We start from the raw sequence: 17,615 nt of genomic DNA, 5'->3' as shown, positions 1-17,615 counted from the left end.
TCGGTCCCGGACGGGGCCTCCGGGAGGTCCCGGTTCACCGGCCTCGCCCCCCGCCGCTCGGTGCCGGGGCCGCTGACGGGGGCAGATGTGCCTCGTACTCCCGCGCTCGTTGTTCGTTGAGGCGACGGACGAGGGCCTGCAGCTTCGGCGGGGCCTCGACCCGCTCGTGCGATTGCTGGCGTGCGGAGGAGGGCGCGAGATCTGGTGTCGCTTGCAGGCGCAGGGCGATCCGGTCGACCTCGATCTCCACGACCCGCAGGACTCCCGCGAGTTCGGCCAGGCGCCGGGCGTCCCGGTCGTGCGTGGGGCCCGGGAGCGTGGAGACGGCGGATGCCGTGGCGAGCAGCAGGTCGGCCGCGGGCCGCAGGAGGCTGTCGTCGCCCTGGGCGAGGGCGGCGAGTGTTCGCCCTGCCTCGTACGGCTGTCGGAGGCCGTCGGCGTTCTGCGCCCAGGTCCTCAGAACCTGAGCCGCTGCTCGTACGGAGCGCGGGGCACCGCGCTCGCCGCCCGGCGGGGCGGCGGGGGAGAGGGAGGGATCGAGCTGTACCGAGTAACGCGCCGCACGCAGCATCTCGGCGGCGTCGGAGGCGTGGTCGTTCTCCCGTTCCTCGCCCATGTCGAAAGGCAGACGGTGCCAGGTACCGCGCAGCGTGTACTGCCTGACGAACCCGGCGTGGGAGAGCAGTTCGGAGGCGAGTGAGTCGATCGGCCCGTCCGCCTCCACTTCACCGCCCGGGCAGCGGACGATGCTGATCGGGTTCTCGGTCACCGGGTGTGCCCCTGTCCGGAGGCGGCGAGCGGACTTGCCGACCGTGTGGACGTGGGTGTGGCCTGGGTGGAGACGGCCGGCCGGTACTGCGAGGAACGGATGCCGGCGGCTTGGGCGATCCGAGAGCGGCGTTCCATCAGCCCGGCCCAGGGCTGGATCCGAGGTGGGCCGGCGCTCTGGGCGGGGTCGAGGGTGTAGTCGGCGTGGACGTCGAAGCCGTGCCGGCGCAGGTCGTGGACGGCCTGCCGGGTGCGGCGCACGCCGTCGTGCTCGGGGCTGGTCAGCCGGTACAGGCCCTCGACGCCGGGGACCGGCTCGAACTGCTCTGCTGTGAGGTACCAGTGGGCGAGGTGCGGTTTCGTGTTCGCGGTGGGGGCGGCGACGAATCCGTACTCGGGGTGCTGGCCGAAGTTGAAGTGCTGCTTCAGGAGGATTCCTTTCCGAGGGCGGTCAGCGACGCTTGGGCCTGGTGGAGGCCCGGACCCGCGCGGCAGGCCGGGCGGGGAAGGGCGTGAGCTTCGGCAGATCGCGTGGCAGCGCCATCGGCGGGGGGCTGCCGGGCATCCAGAGCTCGAACGCTTCGCTGAAATGGGCACGAGGATCGGTGTCCCAGGAGATGACCGGGCCGCGGTGGTCGATCTGCCGGCTGATCACTTCGATGCCGACCGGATGGAGGATGTAGCCCCAGTGGTGGCCGCTGGAGTTGTCCTGCGTCACGGTTTCCCGCTCGGCGGGTGTGCCGTCGAGGTTGACGACGTCGGTCATCTCGCGGCTGGGCCACTGCTCGCCGCCGGTCAGCCGCTGCAGCAGCCCGGGCGGCGATCCGTCGAGAAGGTCGGTGCCGATCTCGTCCCAGGCGAAGACGACGTCGTCGATCACGTACCGGCTCAGGGCCTCGATGTCCCGTCTGAACCGGAACTGGTAGGCGGCCAGCAGCAGCGGAAGCATGTTCCGGGGGCTGCTGTCGAAATGAACGTGAACACCCTCGTATCCCGTGGCGGTCGGGCGGGCGATGAAGGCACGAGATCCCAAAAGAGGCTCCGAAAGGGGAAGGGGTTTATGGAGCACGACCGGGCATGGGCGCGGGCAGCGCCGTCGGGAGGCCGGGCAGGACTCCGGGGTGGACGGGTTGCCAGGGCTGCTGCGGGGAGGCGGGGGCGAGGTCGACCATGCGCTCGGGGACGACGTGGAGGTCTTCCCCGAGTCTGCGGAGCCGGGCGGCCGCTTCGGCGAGGTCCTTCGCCAGGTGGAAAGCGTCGTCATCGCCGTCGTTCCGGTCGTGCGCACGGGCCTTCTCGGCGGCGGCGTCGAAGAGTTCGGCGAGTCGGGTCAGCAGCCCGTCATTGCCGTCGAGGACCTGGTGCAGTACGGCGGCGACTTCCCGCTCGTCGGTGGAGGTGTTGACGCGCGCGGTGAGGGCGAAGAGGAGATTGCCGTACGGGAAGCGGGCGTCGGGCTCGTCCCCGGCGGCCGGGGGCGGACCGTCGAGTGGCGTGTGGGATGTCAGCGAGGTGTTCTCCGAACGTGGAATGCGAGGGTGTGGCGCCAGGCGGCCGCTTCGGTGCGTGCCGGGGAGGCTTGTCACCGGGATCGGTGGGCTGGGCGAGGGCCGCCCCCCGCCGTAGAGGGGACGGCAGTGCCGGCCGGGGCATGGTTCGCCTGAGCAGCGGGTGCCGAAGCTGCGGTCACGGCGGCTGCGGCGCGGGAGCGCGTCGGGGCGTGGCGGAGGTTCAGCCCGATGCCGGTCTGAGCGAGCCGGGCGGCGAGGACCTGGATCCGTACGGCGGTCGCGACGGGCCCGTACCCGGCGGGGAGGAGGAACGCGCCCTGGTCGGGGACGTACTGGAACCCGGAGACGTACAGCGTGTCGCGGGCCTCGTCGGGGACGCTCGCATACGGGGTTCCGAGGACGCCGTCGCTGTAGCGGGTGAGCGTCACCGCCTTCGCCGTCTCGGGAGCGGTCTGGCGATGGGCCGGTGGATCAGGCCGGCGCCGGGCCCGCGCGCGTACGGCCTCGACGGCCCTGGCATGGCGGGGCAGGAGCCGACAACTGATCGAGGCGGCGGCCCGTACGGGATCGGCGCTGACCGCGATGCCGTTCGGCTCCGGCACACCACGGAAGTGGTGCGGCTGGAAGCCGGGAGGCTCCAGTGCGGCGACCAGGAACTGGCCGCGGCGGAGCGGCCGGTCGATGACGTAGAGCTCCTCGCCGGCCGAACCGGTGAGCACGGCGTGATGCCCGAGAACGTGCTCGCTGACGGCCCAGTCGACGTGACCTGTGTCCCACAGGCGCTCGGCCACCGGGAACTGCTCGCTGTACGAGGCGTGGCGGTGATACTCGCTCGTCCACGTGCCTGGCAGCCGAGTGGCCAAGTCGGTCGCGAAGCTGGAGAGGGACGTTGGGGTTGAGGCTACGGGTCTGGAATCGATGGGCGGTTCTGTACCGCTCGACACGCGGGGCACCATGGCCTACAGCTCGTCGTGGCCGAGGGCCCAGTCGACATCGTCGAGGGTGTCCTGCTGGTAGTCGAAGACGACCTGTTCGAGAGGGTGAAGGCTCGCGAATCCCGGGTTGGCGCGGAAGGCGTCGGTACGCTCGTGGATGTACTGCTGGGTCTCGGCCGCTGCTGTAATCGTGCGGACCGTGTTCCGTGCGGAGATGAGGCCCCACTGGGTCATGTCCGTCGGGGTGGTGTTCTTCATCCACACCCAGATTCCGTTGCCGAGCTTGATGATGCTGTCGGGGTGGTAGAGACCGCCGGTCTTCCTGTTGCGGCGGGGGCTTCGGCGTTCACCCAGGTCACGCATGAGGCTCTGGGCGGCCTTCCTGAGGACCGCGCCCTGCAGGTCGTCGTGCTCGCGCATCCGGTCGCACAGGACGTCGAGCAGGTCGTCCTTGTGCATACGGCCGGTGTCGGTGGTGACGTACTGAGCGGCTTCGAGGGCGAGTTTGCGCAGCAGGGGGTCGGAGGAGTACTTCACGGGAGGTTGCGTTCCTTCCAAACGCCGGCCATCTCGGCCAGGGCGGTGGCGGCGTGTTCGATCACTTCACGGGTGACGGCGCGTCCGGGTGGAGCGAGTTCGGCGTCGTACTGGGCGAAGGTGCGGCTGCCGCGTATCTGAGCGAGGGCGGGGAGGATCTCGCACAGCAGGTTGGTGGCGACCCGGCGCTGGCGCAGCTCTTCCTCCTGCCGGGCCTTCCGCTCTGCCCAGGCACCCTGGATGGTGAGCTCGCCTTCGACGACGCGGTCGGCGAGCTGGGGGTCCTCGGCGCGCAGGCGGGCGAGCTGCGATTCCGCCGATTCGGCCTGGGCCTTCTGCTTCTGGGCGACCGCATACGCCTCGTTCAGCCCCATCGTGCCGTTGATGACCGACTCGGCCAGATCAGGTGCATGTCGCAGAACCACGCTGGCTTGTCCGACGCGTCCGACCGAGACGCCGGCCTGTTCACTGAGTGAACGGACGGACTGTTCACCGAGTGAACGCCCGGCGTGTTCACTGAATGAACGCGCTTTGGCCGCGATCATGGCGAGCTGGCCCTTGGTCAGGTGGCGACGCCGGCTATTGACCGACAGCACGTAGGTGCTGGCGTCGTCCCCGTCGTAGGTGGAGTAGGTGGGCTCGACGTCGGCGATCTCACAGGCCCGAAGACGGTTCTTGCCGTCGAGGATGCGGCCTGTGGTGTCCAGGACGACGGGGTTGTGAAGGCCGCGCTCGCGAATGTCGTCCGCGAGCGCCTGGAGCTCTTCCTCGTCGAGCATCGGGAAGAGCGCGGTGGTCGGGTGGAGCTCGATGGTGTTCTCCGTGAGGGTGCCGGTGTGGTGGGGGTGGCTCTGTTCGGTGGTGCGGCCGACGTCGTCGGACAGCTCGAAGTCGGGGTTCAGGGAAGGCTCCAGGGGCGGCATCTCGGGGTCAGTGCATGCGGGAGTCGGTGTCGAACAACGCCTGCTCGGTGGGGTGGAGGTGGTGTTGGACCACGAAGCTCCGGCCCGCGACTCGCCACAGGCCGCGTCCGCGGGTGAGGTGGGAGAGGGCCTCCGTCTCGACGGCGGTCAGGCCGAGCAGGGTGGCGGCGGCGTGGATCTGATCGGTCTCCTGGCGGTAGACGATGCGGGTGGAGCAGCCGGCGAGGAGTCCTTCGGCGAGCGCGCGGCCCTGGGAGCCGGCGTCACCGGCGGTGAGCAGGTCGCTGAGGCGGTGGATGACCATGAGGTTCGCAATGCCCAGGCCGCGGGAGAGCTTCCATTGGCTTTGCATGCGCTGGAGGAGGCCGGGGTGGCGCATCAATCTCCACGCCTCGTCGTAGACGATCCAGCGCCTGCCACCGGCGGGGTCGCTGAGGGCGGCCTCCATCCAGGCGGAGGCACAAGTCATGGCGAGGACGAGAGCGGTGTCGTCGCCAGAGCCGCCGAGCCGGGACAGGTCGATGGAGAGCATCGGACTGGCCGGGTCGAAGGCGACGGTGGAGGGAGCGTCGAACATCCCCGCCAAGTCACCGTGGACAAGGCGGCGCAGGGCGTGGGAGAGGTCGCGGGCGGCTTCCCCGAGGTGGCCGGAGACGGTGCCGGCGGCGGCGTCGAGGAGATGGGGCTGGGCCAGGGTGTGGGCGACATCGCCGAGCAGCGGGGCCCGGCCGGCGGCGGTCGCGGCCCGGACGACGCCGTCGAGGGCGATGTCGAGGGCGGTGTGCTCCATGGGGAGCAGGTCGCGGCCGAGCACGGTTCGGGCGAGGGAGCCCAGCAGGAGCAGCCGGCGCTTGCGGACTTCGCCGGCCCAGTCCGCTTCCGGGACAGAAAGCGGTTTGGGCGCGGCATCGAGGGGATTGAGCCGTCCGGGCAGGCCCGGGCCGAGAGCGATGGAGGTGCCGCCGAGCGCGGCTGCCACTGGAGTCCACTCGCCCTTCGGGTCGCACGGCACGTAGACGCGGTAGCCGAAGGCGACCGAGCGCAGCGCGAACGACTTCGCCAGCGCGCTCTTGCCCTGCCCGATGACGCCTGCCAGGAGGATGTTCGGGTTGGTGAAGCCTTCTACCTTCCCGTACAGGGCGAAGGGGTCGAAAACGAAGCTCCCCTCGGCGTGGACATCGCGGCCGATGTAGATGCCCTCGGCACCCAGGCCGCCTTCGGCGAGGAACGGGTACGCGCCGGAGGCGGTGGCGGTGGTTATCCGGTGGGCGGGCAACCGCAGCCGCCCGCCGCGAGCAGAGGCTGGACCGGGACGTCCGGCCGACGGGTAGAGCGGTGTGGGTATCTCGGCTTCGGCCGCGGTGTCGACGGTGTCCTTGAGTGCGGCGGCCTTGGCTTTGGCCTGGGCTTCGGCGAGCTGCTTGCGGGCCGCGCGGCGGCTGGTGCGGTCGGTGCTGTGGGGGGTGAACAGCGGACTGGCGGAGGCACGGCGGGCCCGGCGGCCGGGGCGGTGTCGGGACATGAGTGGATCGTTTCTGCGCTCGGATGACTCAGGCGGTGCCGTGGTCGGCCGGGGTGGTCTTGCGGCGGATGGCGTGGCCGGAGGCGAGGTGGCGCTGGCAGATGGTGAGGACGAGCGGGCCGTCGGGGAGCCGGTCGGGGGTGCAGTCGGGTGCGGCGGGCAGGGTGTGAAAGGCCTCGTGGAGGCACGTGGCGGCCTGCCACAGTCGCAGGTGGGCGGCGGCCAGGTGCCGTCCGGCGGCCGGGTGTTCGGGTCGCACGGTGTCGGCGACCTGGTCGAGGAGCAGGTGCAGGCGGGTGAGGTGCTCGTGCAGGTTGTCGAGGTGTCGCCGGTCGGCGCGGGCCGCTGAGGCGAGGGAGCGGGCGTGGTGGCGGATGCCGGCGGTCGCGGCCCGCAGGTACGGGTGTGCGTCGGTCGGGTCGGTCGTGGTGGTGATGGCCAAGAGCGGAAGGGTCTTTCTGCGGGAGCCTGGATCGGATCAGGCGGCGGGGCCCTACTTCTCCTGGGCGGTGCGGGCGAGGGGGAGGGCGGCCAGGGTGAAGGCGTCGGGCTGCTGGTAGACGAGGCGGCGCAGGTCGACCTGGGCGGTGACGGCGGCGGTCTCGATCTGAGCGCAGGCCGCGTCCAGGGCCTGGTCGGTGTCGGCAGTGACGGTGAGCAGGCCGGTCATCGCGACATCGGCGTGGCCGGCGATCAGCTGCCGTTCGCGTTCCTTGACGTCGCCGTACTCGACGACATCGGATTCGGAGTCCACCTGTCCGCGGCGGGCACGTTCGTTGGCGTCGGCGATGATCGTCGCCTTGGTGCGCTGGACGTCGCGGAGCGCGGACTCGAAGCCCTGGGGGACGTAGAGGAGGGAGAAGGAACGGCGCACGCCGGCGGTGAAGAGCAGCTGGTGGAGGAAGCCGGCGAGGACTTCCGTGCGCGGCCAGTTCTCGACCCAGTAGGTGGTGTGGCGGGCGGTGTCGGTGATGAGGCGGTCGTGTTCCTCGACCTGGACGACGGGCCCGGCGGCGGCGGGGGCGGCTTCCGCGCGGCCGGTGTCCGACCACTGCTGCAGGGCGGCGAGCGCCTTCGGGTCGTACGCGGTGCGGATGACGGCGGCGATCTCCCGAGCGGTCAGCCAGCCGTTCACGGTCAGCCCGGCGTTGCGGGCGGCCTGGGTGAGGGAGGAGGTGGCCTGGCCGAGGACGGTGAAGGCGCCGGGCAGTCCGCCGCCGGCCTGGTTGATCAGGCGTTTGGCGCCCTTCAGGTCGAGGGAGATGGCCAGGTAGGTCTCGTGCGGGGCGGCGGCCGGGCCGGCGGAGGCGACGAGGTCGCTGTAGATGTGGCCGGCGAGCTGGGTGTCGGGCCGGCCGTGGGTGTTCCAGTGGCGGGTCAGGGTGTCGCCGGAGTCGGGGACGGTCCGCTCCAGAACCTGGACGGTGGCGATGTGCCCGGTGCGGGCGATCCCGGCCAGGGCCCGGCCCCACGCGCTCACGTGGGAGTTCTGGGTGGCGGGGTCCAGCAGGGCGAAGGCCCGGCTCGTCACGCGGGCTACGGCGGTGAGCGTCTGCCGGTGCGGGTCGTGGAGGGCGGCGGCCTGCCCGTCTGCCGGGGTGACCACCTTGATCGAGGCGGCCGTTCCCGGAAGGTGGAGGGTTCCCTCGGCGCGCGGGCGGGTGGCCGGTCGGGCGAGCCACAGGGTCTGCCCGGTGCGGCGGCGCTGCACGTAGCGGGCGACGATCGGTGCCCAGTCGATCAGGGACCGGCCGCTGCGGCGGACGGCGACGAGGGCGGCGACCGCTGCCCACAGCGGGGTGAGGATCAGGGCGCCGGGCAGGCCGGTGGTCACGACGGTCACCAGGAGCAGGGCGAGCGCGGCGGAGGTGAGGACGAGCTGGGGGAGGGACAGGCCGAGCAGGATCCCGCGCCGGGACCTGGACGGGAACTTGACCGTCATCGGCGGGGTGATCGTGAGGTCAGACAAGGCAGGGGCTTTCCACAGCGAGGGCGGCGGCCCCGGGGCGGAACACGGTGGTGGTGTCCGCCCCGGGAACCGGGGACGGGATCGGGGTGTCAGGACCCGGTCGGGGACGGCGGTGCCGTGAACGGGCTGCTGCCCGTCGCGGGCCCGGAGCCGTGCGCGGCGCCGACAGCACCGGTGCTCGGGGGCGGCGCATCCTGGGTACTGCGCGGTGTCGCACCCGCGGCGGGGCCGCCGGAGGCGCTGTTGCCGGTCCCGAAGGAGTTGCCCGAGTCCTGGGCCGCCGGGCTGGTCGGCATGGAGCGGACCGCCTCGTCCAGGCCGCTCTTGACCTTGTCCATGGCCGGCGATGCTCCGGTGCCACCACCGCTGCCGGAGGGGCTGGCGGCGATGTCGCCGGGGAACCCGCCGGGTCCCGAGGCCGCGCCCTGCGGCGATGCAGCTCCGGCTCCGGCGGCAGCACCGCCGGTTCCCGCGGTCGCCGCCGCGGCTGCCGCCTTGCGGGTCGCGTTCTCGGCGTGCTGCTTCGCGAGCTGGGCTCCCGCCCCGCCGGAGCGGTGCAGCGTCTCACCGTCGGTGGACTCCGCCGCCCAATGCACGAACTTGAACGTCGCGTACGGGCACAACATCACCAAGAGCATGATGACGATACCGGCCATGACGTCGGCGAGCGCGGCGATCCCGCCGTCCGCGTCGGTTTTGCCCATGGCGGAGACGCCGAGGAGGAAGATCACGGTCATCAGGAGCTTGGAGACGATCAGCGTGGCCGTCGCCTCGATCCAGCCCCGCCGCCAGCGGCGGGCGGCCTCCCATCCGCCACCGGCGCCGGCGAAGACCGCCAGCGTGACGAGCACGAGGATGCCGACCTTCCTCACCATCATGACGCACCAGTAGAGGACCGCGCCGGCGGCGGCACCGAGGGCCGCGAGGGCGGCCACCAGCCAGCCGAGCGGGGAGATGGCGGCGATCTGCGAGACCTTCACCATGCGGCGGACGGCGTCCTCGATCGATGTGCCGGCTGCCGCGAACAAGCTGTCCGACAACGCGTCGACGACTTCGATCGCGACCGTGGTCAGGGTGATGGCCGCGAAGCAAAAGATCACACCGCTCGCGGTGCCGGTGAACGCTTGGGCCAGGGCCTGCCCGTCGCGCTTCATCGCGGCCCGGACGAGCTGGGCGCAGAAGGTGGCGACCAGGATGGTCAGCCCGATCGGCAACAGCAGCTCGTAGTTGTCGCGGAACCACCCGGCATGGAGATCGATCTTGGTGGTCGTGTTGACCGCCTCGGCGGCCAGGTCGGCTGCTGCTGCGGCGAGTTCGCCGCAGGATTTGGCGATCCAGTTGCCGATGCCTTCGGTGATCGCCTTGCCCGGGTCAGAGACGAAGTCGATCGCGTCGGCCGCGTCGCACAGCTTGCCCGCGACCGGAAGAGCACAGAAGTCCACGGCGGACTCCTCCTATCTGTTCAGCGGGTCAGGGGGCGGTGTTCGGCGCGATGGCCACCAGGGCGCAGTCGGCGCTGGGCCGGCACTGGACGGCGAGCGTGACCGAGCGGTCCTCGGCCCCACCCCCGCCGTCCTTCCAGGCGATGGTCTGCTTGCCGGTGACGGTGACGGCGTAGATGTACGCCTCGGTCAGCGCGGCCGGGGCCTCGGCCAGGGCCTGCTTGAACGCCGACGGGAAGCGCGACGCGGAGACGGTCGCCGTGGCGTACTGGGCCTGGTCGTGCATCCGTGACCACAGCAGCGGGTCGGGTACCTGGGCCTGGATCGAGGTCCAGTCGGTGTACTTCGTCTCGGTCGTCATCCAGGCGTGCATGCCGGCGAGCTGCTGGTCGCGGCTGGTGGCACGGGTGTCGTAGGACCAGAGCATCACCGCGGCGGCACGGCCGTAGGCGAGGGGATCGGACAGGCGCGGCGGCGGGGAGACCGTCCCCGTCGGCGTTCCCGAGGCGGGCACGGAGGTGCCGGGACGGGCGGACGGGCCGCTGGCGGACGGCTCGTCGGCGGGGGCCGCGCCCCGGCCGCCGCCTGTGGTGACGTAGGCGGCGAAGCCCGCACCGGCCAGCAGCACGGCCAGGACGGCGGCGAGGAAGGCGACGCGCCGGCCGGTGGACCAGTGCGAGGCCAGGGCGCCGAGGCGGGGGCGGGAGCGCTTGCCCATCAGCGGACCTGCGCGCCGAGCGTGGAGAAGAAGGCGATGATCCCGTTGGCCGCGCCGAGACCGAGCGCAACGAATGCGGAGACGATCGTGCCCTTCTTACCGTTGGCTTCGGCCTGGTGACCGCCGCTGTGATGGCCCCAGGCCCACACACCGAGGGACACTGCGATGGCGCCGACGGCGGCGATGATCGCGGCGAGGTTGAGGGAGCCGACGATGTTGCGCAGCAGGTCCAGGCCCGGCAGGAAGCCGCCCTTGGGGGAGACACCGGGGTCGTAGGCCAGGTAGGTGACGCGATCGGCGAAGTGCTGGAGGGGAGCGAGGGTGGTGATGGTCGAACTCCTTGCGGACGCAGGCCGGATGGCCATGCGGGAAGGGGGAAGAGGGAAAGGCGCGCGGCGGCGGGTGGCGCGCGGCAGCCTGGGAAGCGGCCCGTGGCCCATGAAGCGGGCGGGGAGCGCTAGGAGTTGAGGGCGGGGATGCGGCGGACGGCGAGGATCTGCCAGTCGGCGACCTTCTCGATCCGCACCGGACGGCCGGTCTTCGGCGCATTGATCACCAGGCCCGCGCCCATGTACATCCCGACGTGCTCGGGCACGGCGGCGGTGCCACGGGTGAAGAGCAGGTCACCAGGCCTCAGAGCGTTCGCCGGGACCGGCACGCCCTCCTTGACCTGGGTGTACGTGGTGCGGGTGAGGGTGACGCCGGCCTGCGCGTAGGCGACCTGCATCAGGGAGCTGCAGTCGCAGCGGCCCATCGGATCAGGCCCATGGGCGTCCTTGCAGGTCCCGCCCCACTGGTAGAGGGTGCCGAGCTGGTGCATCGCCCAGGTGATCGCCGTGCGGGCCCTCGCCGTGGCGTCGGCCGGGATCTCGTACCCGGCGGGGACGGCGCCTTCGGGGATCTCGCCCCAGGCGGATCCGTCCTCGCCCGGCTGGCAGCCACCATCGGGAGCAACAGCTCCGGCGTTGCCACCGTCTTCGTGAAGGGTCGGCGCGATCGCCTGTTGCAGGGCGCGGGCGAGCGGCTCCCACTGGGCGTACGCGTCCGGGAGCCCGGAGCGCTGCACGGCTTGGGCGGCCTGGGTGACCGTCATCTGCTGCCACCCTGCGACCTTGAGGAGCCCCTCGTAGAACTTAGTGGCGGCGTGGACGGGGTTGAGGATCTCCTCGGGGGTGCCCCAGCCCTGGCTGGGCCGCTGCTGGAACAGCCCGAGTGAATCCCGGTCCCCGTAGCGCAGGTTGCGCAGCCGGGACTCCTGGATCGCGGTCGCGAGGGCGACGATCCGGCCGCGCTCGGGGACCTTCATGGCGATCCCGGTGGCGACGATCGTCTTGGCGTGCGGGATCTGCTCGGCGGGCAGCTCCAGGCCCTCGACCCGTATAGCGGGGGCGGCGTCGTTGCCGCCGAGGATGCCGGCGACCTGCCGGGCGACGGCCTTGGCGTCGGCCACATCGCCGGTGGCGCACGTCGACGCGCGGGCAGCGGCGCTGCTGGCGGCAGCCGCCGTGGCGGCGGCGCCGGCGAGAAAGAGAGGGGACAGGCAGAGAACGCCAGCGGCGGCGGCTATGCCCTTCAATCCGGTGCGCCTCCCGAGGAGAGGAGGGCCTTACGCGGTGTTCGGGGCAGGGGCGGGTACGGCTGTGTCACAGCATGAATCCTTCGGTGAAGCCCGGCAGCGCTGGTACGAGGTGAGAAGGGCGCGATGGGCCGGAGTGAGGCGATCGGGAAGGCCTGGAGGGTGCGCCGGGGGCAAGTTGCCGCTCGCCGGTCGGGCGCCCCGCAGGGGACATCGCTCAGACGGGTAAGGACATGGCGGTGCCTTCACGGCAGGGAGAGGAATGCCACCGGGCTGCTCGGGCCAGGCGGTTGTCAGACTGTAGGGTCCGATTCCCGGTTGACCTAATTCTTCGTGTGGCGGGGGTCAACCGGGAATCGTGACCTACAGTGTGGCTTCCCCACTCGCCCACCGCCCTTATGGGGCGTGCTGGCTCTGTTGTGCCCGCATTCGCCGCGGCGGTGCTTCCTTCGCGAGTCGGGTTCCCTCTCTCCGTAACCCGAATCGGGGTACCTCTTTGCCTTTTTCCCTGCATCATGGTGACGCGCTCGGTGTGCTGACCGGCCTTCCGGACGACTGCGTGGACGCGGTCATCACCGACCCGCCGTACAACTCCGGCGGCAGGACCGCGAAGGAGCGCACCTCCCGCACCGCCCGACAGAAGTACACCTCCGCCGACGCCGGCCACGAACTCGCTGACTTCCCCGGCGAGAACATGGATCAGCGTTCCTACGGCTTCTGGCTCACCCAGATCATGACCGAAGCCCACCGCCTCACCCGCCCGGGCGGGACGGCGTTGCTGTTCACCGACTGGCGGCAGCTGCCGATCACGACCGACGCGATCCAGGCGGCCGGCTGGCTGTGGCGCGGGGTGCTGGCCTGGCACAAGCCGCAGGCTCGGCCTCAGAAGGGGCGCTTCACACAGAACTGCGAGTTCATCGTGTGGGCGTCGAACGGGCCGATCGACGGCTCCCGCAACCCTGTCTATCTGCCCGGCCTGTACTCCGCCTCCCAGCCCTCGGGCAAGAACCGGCAGCACATCACGCAGAAGCCGGTCGAGGTAATGCGAGAACTGGTGAAGATCTGCCCGCCGGGCGGCACCGTTCTGGACTTCACCTGCGGCTCGGGCTCCACCGGAGTCGCCGCGCTGCTGGAGGGCCGCGATTTCATCGGCGTCGAGAAGACCAGGCACTACGCCGAGATCGCCTCCGATCGTCTGACGGAAACGCTTTGTCAGAGCGTCGGGCAGGACGATCTCACCCTGACCGCCTGACGCCCGGGCCTACCTCCTTGTTCCGGTTAGGGCCATCTCGACACTCCGGCTGAATTCCCGCCCACCTTTCTCAGATTCCCGGCAGCCACGCCCGTGCCGGAGGAGGAGCTTTCCTTGGTGCATGACCCCATAGAAGAATTTGGCGACGCTCCCGGGGGATTCGACCCGGTGCGCCTGCCGGAAGGCGATCTGGACAGCATCCAGGCCACTGTCCGCCAACTGCTCGACCGCTCCGCCGAACAGGCCCGCCAGCTCGACCACCTCGCCGCCGCACCCGCACCCACGCCGCCCTTCCCCGGCTTCGGCATGTCGCCGTCGCCCGGCGGGATAGTGATGCCGCTGGAACCGCGGCCGATCCTGGAGCTGGACGGCGAGGAGTACGAGAGCGAACTCGACCTGCTCACCGACTGGGTGGAGGACTACCTCATGCCCACCTATGGCGCCGAGGTCACCACCGCCGCCCCGTGGTGCGACCAGTGGCAGGAGCACCTCGACGTCGTCGCCTGGCTGCATGCCCTGTGGATGGCGTACCTCCAGCACAAGGACCCCGAAGCCGGACCGGCCGGGATGTTCGTGTGGCACCGGGACTTCCTCACCCACGCCATGGCCGCCGTCCGCGCCCCGGGCGGGCCGCTGTCGGCCTGCCAGACCGACCCCGACCGCCCGTCGCACCGCCTCCTTCGCGGACCCGGCCGCTCCATGCGCGGCGTCGCCCGCGACGCCGAGGCAGGACAGGCAGCCGCATGACCGCCGAGGGCCGGCCGGCGTACGGCCTCACCTTCGACCCCCGAGCCCTGACCGACCTTCTCCAGGCCCCCAGTGACATCCGCGACCTCTCCCTCGCCCTCCTGCAGGAAGTCGTCAACGCGGACCGCGCCGGAAGCAAGCTCAAGGCCGAACTGTCCGGGCTGCGCAAGCTCTACGTCGACTCCCGGGCCGCCTGGCGCCTCGTCTACGCGGTCAGGCCGGCCCCGGCGCGCTCGGCCTACCCCATGGAGATCCACGTCGTGGCGGTCCGCCCCCGAAAGGGGCACGACGTCTACGACACCGCGGCCCAGCGCCTGGGCATCGGGCGCCGTCCGCTCGGCACTCGCGCTCACGCCGCCCGCACCCGGTCCGCCCAGATCGACGCCTACCGCACCATCCCGAAACCTGGCCCGCCCCCGGGCCTTCCCCGCCCGGCCCAGCCCACCGTTCTCACCACGAAAGCCGTACGTTGACGACCTTCCCGAACTTCCTCGACCACTACGCCAGGACCCTCCTGAACATCCGGGCGGCGACGGAGAACCCCCACCACCGGGCCCTGCTGGAGACGTACGCAGAGGTCCAGCAACTGGAGGCCCGGCTCCTGGACGCCGTCGTCGCGCCCCACCCGCAGAGCGGACCGGGCGAGAAGCACCCGTGCACCGAGCTCCTCATCGACCGCCTCGCCGCCGGCCAGGAACTCGCCGCCCTGCTGTCCGCCGCCTGCTGTCGCCCGGATGGGGAAGAAGCCGACTGCGATGACCGCAACAGCTGCTCCCCGCACTGCGATCCGGACGCGAAGGAGGAAGCGGACGAGACCCCGTGCCGCGACTGCCGACGGCACTGAACCCGCCACGAAGGAACGCCCCTTGTCCCAGTCGGTGACTTCGGCGCCCTCCCCGGCGCTGACCTCCTTCGACCACCGCATCGAACTCGCCGTCGGCTTCAGCATCGACCGCCTCTGGCACGACCACGACCACGGCCTCCTTGACGAGCAGACCGCCCGCCTCGCTGCGGCCCACCGCACTCTGTCCGACGCCGAACGGGGGGTGACCTTCTACCGCGTCCTCCTGCAGCGCCTGGCGAGCGGCGACCACGCCATCGACGAATCGCTCTTCCCTCGCATCGACCGCACGGTCGAGCAGCTCAAACAGGCCGTCACGTGCCGGAAAAAGCTTGAGCGGGACGTCGCCGACGCGCTCGAACCCATCGACGCACGGGCGGTCCGGAACCCGGCCGCTCACACCGAGCTGAAGGCCCGCGAGATCGCCCTGCTTCTGGCGATCAGCCAGGGCGCCAAACTTTACGAGCACCTCCTCACGCAGCGGCTGTCCGTGACGACAGCGTCCGGCACGCGGGTCACTCAGCAGGACTGCGAACGGCTGGAACAGGCGGGCCTCATCCAGCGTGACGAATCCCGTCCCCTGCACGCCGGTCAGCCGGTCACTCTCACCGACGCCGGCCGATCCGCGCTCTCCACCCGGCCCTCGGACCGGTTCGCAGCCGGCCTCGCAGCTCGCCCCGGCTCCTGGCCCGCCACCTCACGGACCCGTCGCTGAGCTGCCTCCTCCGGCCCCGTAAGGACCTCATTTGACCCATTCCCAGCACAACCCGGACTTCCGACTCAACGGATACCGGCCGGCCACACCAGGGGTCGGAAGCGACTTCGACGACCGCATCTCGCTGTGTGAGAACGAGCTGACCACGCTGGCCAAGCACCACACGGCGGATGACCGCCACACCTTTCTTGTCCTGCACGACGCCTCCACCATCTACGGCGCCCCGGGCGGAGCCGCGATCATCGCCCTGCACCTCACCCGGGACGTGGGCTCCCGGACCTTCACTTTCGACAGCGAGCGGCACCCGCTGCTGGCGCTCGCGCAGTCCTGGCTCATCCGACGCGGCTGCCCCGACGACGCCGTCTATCCGCCGGGCGACCGCGGCACCCTGCCCGCCGACGAGACCACCGCGACCCTGGAACGACGTCTTCGCCACGCGGCCAACCGGTACTCGCTCGTGGAGAGTCACGTCGGCGAGGGATATCCGACGCAGGAGACCGCGGTGCTGCTGGAGGCCGTGAATCCCCGGCAGGCGCACCCCTACCGCCTGCTGCTCGAAGTCACCGACCTTCAGGCCGGCACCCACCGGCTGCGCGAGGGAGCCTTCGAGACGGCGGAGGCAGCCCTCGACTGGCTGGAGGACCGCAGCACCCCGCTGCCGGCGCCCACGCCCACCACTGCCCGCAGCCTTTCGGCGAGGCCCGCGGGCCCGGCCTCCGCCCGGGGTCGTACCCGCTGACCGGCCGGCGCGAGTGGCGGAAGGTAGCAGCAAATCCCCGGTTAGGTAAACCGGGGATTCTCCGGATCCTTGATGTCACCCGCCCGGAGCGCCTGCTTCCGGCCCTTCCCGCTTGCCCACTTCAAGGAGAGGAGTCTGCCCGTGTCCGAAGAAGCCGACGACGACGTTCTTCTCGCCGTGGCCCGCCAGATAGAGGACCGCTTCGGCGCGTCCCTCGACGACCTGCGTGTGACCGTACGCAGCAGCCCCGCCCCGTCATTCCTGCCCAGCGCTGTGGTGCGCTGGTACGACGACCTCGAAGAGGCCCAGAGCCTGCTGACCTCGGCCGAGGACGAGCTCGTCGAAGCCCTGCAGCGCGCCCCGGCAGGGGAGCTGGACGAGCAGGTCATGACGCTGGCGCAGCGCGTCAACACCGCACTCACGATCCGCGACGGCCGCGCGCTCACCGTTCGCCACCTCCTGGAGGACTACCCCCTGCCCGCGCAGCCGGCCATCAGCCGGGCCGTCCGCCGCACGGGTCCCGTCCTGAGCACCACCCCGGTGCCGAGGACCGCAGCCCCCGTATCCGTCCCCGTCAGGAGCCGCCGATGAACGTACGCACCAAGCCGAGCAGCCAGGACGACCGACTCGTCGACGTCTTCGGCGCGCCGATCGACCAGCTGTACCAGGCAGCCGTCACGGATTCCCGGCTCCGCACAGCCCTGGAGATGCGCTCGTTCCTTGCCCTTACGGAGGAGCAGGTTGCCCGGGTCCGCGAACGCGTCCATGTCCGCAGCGCCCCCGACCGCAGCATGGACGAGCTGTCGGAGGACGAGCTGCGGATGGACGCCTACTGGATGGAGGCCGCGCTCTCGGCCCGCCGTGACTACCTCACCGCTTTGAACGAGGTCCTCGACGCCGAGCCTCCACCCGAACCAGCACGCCCAGTGACGTTCACCCAATCGGTGATCACCGCTCGAACCACCCCGCCGGCCAGGGACGCGGTGGCGCACCCGGCTAGAGGACGCTGATTGCCCTACCCCGTATCGGAATCGCTCGCCGAGCGGATCGAAGCCCTCTACGGCTGGCCCCGGGCCGACCTCGAAGCCCACGCCGCCACCACCGACCGCCCGACCATGCTGGCCGCCCTCCTCGACGCCTTCTCGACCGTCGAACTCGCCGAGAAGAACATCGAGTTCCAGCGCGAGCGCCTTCTGCAGCTCGCCGCTCCAGGCCGCGATGTCGGTCGATCCACTCCCGGCCACCTTCTCGACTGCAGCCGCCGCATCGCCGAGGCGGTTGTCATCCGCGACACCCAGGCCCAGCACGCCACCGCCGTGCTCCAGAGCCTCCACCGCACGCCAGCATCGGCCAGCCCTCCGGCCTCCCCGTCTCCGGTGCCGCCCACCGCCCGAGCCGCGCACGCCCGTTGAGCACCACC

General features: G+C 71.1%; 23 protein-coding genes. 9 read left to right on the top strand and 14 right to left on the bottom strand.

All coding sequences use genetic code 11. The features are described from left to right. Window positions 1–34: 34 nt before the first annotated feature. From ABD954_RS05810 to ABD954_RS05745, 14 genes are all read right to left on the bottom strand, one after another. Window positions 35–769 carry a hypothetical protein gene (locus tag ABD954_RS05810; protein WP_345484690.1) on the bottom strand — a complete coding sequence of 245 codons (735 nt, stop codon included), beginning with the start codon at window positions 767–769 and terminating at the stop codon, window positions 35–37. Continuing rightward, window positions 766–1,029: a hypothetical protein gene (locus ABD954_RS05805; RefSeq protein ID WP_345484689.1), complete on the bottom strand. Its 264-nt coding sequence runs from the start codon at window positions 1,027–1,029 to the stop codon at window positions 766–768. Before ABD954_RS05805 ends, ABD954_RS05810 begins: the two co-directional genes overlap by 4 nt. A 190-nt stretch (window positions 1,030–1,219) precedes the next feature. Then, window positions 1,220–1,717 (bottom strand): hypothetical protein, encoded by a 498-nt coding sequence (locus ABD954_RS05800; RefSeq protein WP_345484688.1) that lies wholly within the window; start codon window positions 1,715–1,717, stop codon window positions 1,220–1,222. Window positions 1,718–1,826: 109 nt separating this feature from the next. Then, the gene (locus ABD954_RS05795; RefSeq protein ID WP_345484687.1) at window positions 1,827–2,354 is read right to left on the bottom strand and encodes a hypothetical protein; all 528 of its coding nucleotides are present in this window, start codon (window positions 2,352–2,354) and stop codon (window positions 1,827–1,829) included. After that, window positions 2,351–3,142 (bottom strand): hypothetical protein, encoded by a 792-nt coding sequence (locus ABD954_RS05790; protein WP_345484686.1) that lies wholly within the window; start codon window positions 3,140–3,142, stop codon window positions 2,351–2,353. Before ABD954_RS05790 ends, ABD954_RS05795 begins: the two co-directional genes overlap by 4 nt. A gap of 96 nt (window positions 3,143–3,238) precedes the next feature. Further along, on the bottom strand, window positions 3,239–3,751 hold the full coding sequence (locus tag ABD954_RS05785; protein ID WP_345484685.1) for a hypothetical protein: 513 nt from the start codon (window positions 3,749–3,751) through the stop codon (window positions 3,239–3,241). Continuing rightward, a complete protein-coding gene (locus ABD954_RS05780) occupies window positions 3,748–4,674 on the bottom strand; it encodes a ParB N-terminal domain-containing protein (RefSeq protein WP_345484684.1) in 927 nt (308 codons plus the stop codon). Before ABD954_RS05780 ends, ABD954_RS05785 begins: the two co-directional genes overlap by 4 nt. 7 nt (window positions 4,675–4,681) lie before the next feature. Then, window positions 4,682–6,196 (bottom strand): VirB4 family type IV secretion system protein, encoded by a 1,515-nt coding sequence (locus ABD954_RS05775; protein ID WP_345484683.1) that lies wholly within the window; start codon window positions 6,194–6,196, stop codon window positions 4,682–4,684. 28 nt (window positions 6,197–6,224) lie between these two features. Further along, window positions 6,225–6,632, bottom strand: a complete 408-nt coding sequence (locus ABD954_RS05770; RefSeq protein WP_345491981.1) for a DUF6238 family protein — start codon at window positions 6,630–6,632, stop codon at window positions 6,225–6,227. 57 nt (window positions 6,633–6,689) lie between these two features. Beyond that, window positions 6,690–8,138: an SCO6880 family protein gene (locus ABD954_RS05765; protein ID WP_382745988.1), complete on the bottom strand. Its 1,449-nt coding sequence runs from the start codon at window positions 8,136–8,138 to the stop codon at window positions 6,690–6,692. A gap of 116 nt (window positions 8,139–8,254) precedes the next feature. Continuing rightward, window positions 8,255–9,607, bottom strand: coding sequence for an SCO6881 family protein (locus ABD954_RS05760; protein ID WP_345484681.1), 1,353 nt, complete (start codon window positions 9,605–9,607; stop codon window positions 8,255–8,257). Window positions 9,608–9,635: 28 nt separating this feature from the next. Then, window positions 9,636–10,325 (bottom strand): hypothetical protein, encoded by a 690-nt coding sequence (locus ABD954_RS05755; RefSeq protein ID WP_345484680.1) that lies wholly within the window; start codon window positions 10,323–10,325, stop codon window positions 9,636–9,638. After that, window positions 10,325–10,690: a hypothetical protein gene (locus ABD954_RS05750; protein ID WP_345484679.1), complete on the bottom strand. Its 366-nt coding sequence runs from the start codon at window positions 10,688–10,690 to the stop codon at window positions 10,325–10,327. Before ABD954_RS05750 ends, ABD954_RS05755 begins: the two co-directional genes overlap by 1 nt. A gap of 92 nt (window positions 10,691–10,782) precedes the next feature. Beyond that, window positions 10,783–11,901: a C40 family peptidase gene (locus ABD954_RS05745; protein WP_345484678.1), complete on the bottom strand. Its 1,119-nt coding sequence runs from the start codon at window positions 11,899–11,901 to the stop codon at window positions 10,783–10,785. Window positions 11,902–12,397: 496 nt separating this feature from the next. Here ABD954_RS05745 and ABD954_RS05740 point away from each other — a divergent pair, with 496 nt between their 5' ends. The 9 genes from ABD954_RS05740 to ABD954_RS05700 all read left to right on the top strand — a co-directional run bounded on the left by ABD954_RS05740 (window position 12,398) and on the right by ABD954_RS05700 (window position 17,607). Then, window positions 12,398–13,153: a DNA-methyltransferase gene (locus ABD954_RS05740; protein WP_345484677.1), complete on the top strand. Its 756-nt coding sequence runs from the start codon at window positions 12,398–12,400 to the stop codon at window positions 13,151–13,153. Between the two features lie 168 nt (window positions 13,154–13,321). After that, complete coding sequence (locus tag ABD954_RS05735) at window positions 13,322–13,900, top strand: DUF4913 domain-containing protein (protein WP_382745990.1); 579 nt, start codon at window positions 13,322–13,324, stop codon at window positions 13,898–13,900. Then, window positions 13,897–14,373: a hypothetical protein gene (locus tag ABD954_RS05730; RefSeq protein WP_345484674.1), complete on the top strand. Its 477-nt coding sequence runs from the start codon at window positions 13,897–13,899 to the stop codon at window positions 14,371–14,373. The genes ABD954_RS05735 and ABD954_RS05730 overlap by 4 nt, the downstream gene beginning before the upstream one ends. Continuing rightward, window positions 14,370–14,744 carry a hypothetical protein gene (locus ABD954_RS05725; RefSeq protein ID WP_345484673.1) on the top strand — a complete coding sequence of 125 codons (375 nt, stop codon included), beginning with the start codon at window positions 14,370–14,372 and terminating at the stop codon, window positions 14,742–14,744. The genes ABD954_RS05730 and ABD954_RS05725 overlap by 4 nt, the downstream gene beginning before the upstream one ends. A gap of 22 nt (window positions 14,745–14,766) precedes the next feature. Beyond that, complete coding sequence (locus tag ABD954_RS05720) at window positions 14,767–15,456, top strand: hypothetical protein (RefSeq protein ID WP_345484672.1); 690 nt, start codon at window positions 14,767–14,769, stop codon at window positions 15,454–15,456. A 31-nt stretch (window positions 15,457–15,487) separates the two neighbouring features. Then, window positions 15,488–16,195, top strand: coding sequence for a hypothetical protein (locus ABD954_RS05715; protein ID WP_345484671.1), 708 nt, complete (start codon window positions 15,488–15,490; stop codon window positions 16,193–16,195). 141 nt (window positions 16,196–16,336) lie between these two features. Further along, window positions 16,337–16,786, top strand: a complete 450-nt coding sequence (locus ABD954_RS05710) for a hypothetical protein (RefSeq protein WP_345484669.1) — start codon at window positions 16,337–16,339, stop codon at window positions 16,784–16,786. Next, window positions 16,783–17,205: a hypothetical protein gene (locus tag ABD954_RS05705; protein WP_345484668.1), complete on the top strand. Its 423-nt coding sequence runs from the start codon at window positions 16,783–16,785 to the stop codon at window positions 17,203–17,205. The genes ABD954_RS05710 and ABD954_RS05705 overlap by 4 nt, the downstream gene beginning before the upstream one ends. Next, window positions 17,206–17,607, top strand: a complete 402-nt coding sequence (locus tag ABD954_RS05700; RefSeq protein ID WP_345484667.1) for a hypothetical protein — start codon at window positions 17,206–17,208, stop codon at window positions 17,605–17,607. Window positions 17,608–17,615 lie beyond the last annotated feature (8 nt).

The organism is Streptomyces roseoviridis (assembly GCF_039535235.1).
Taxonomy (GTDB): domain Bacteria; phylum Actinomycetota; class Actinomycetes; order Streptomycetales; family Streptomycetaceae; genus Streptomyces; species Streptomyces roseoviridis.
This window is presented reverse-complemented; position numbering and strand designations above follow the sequence as displayed.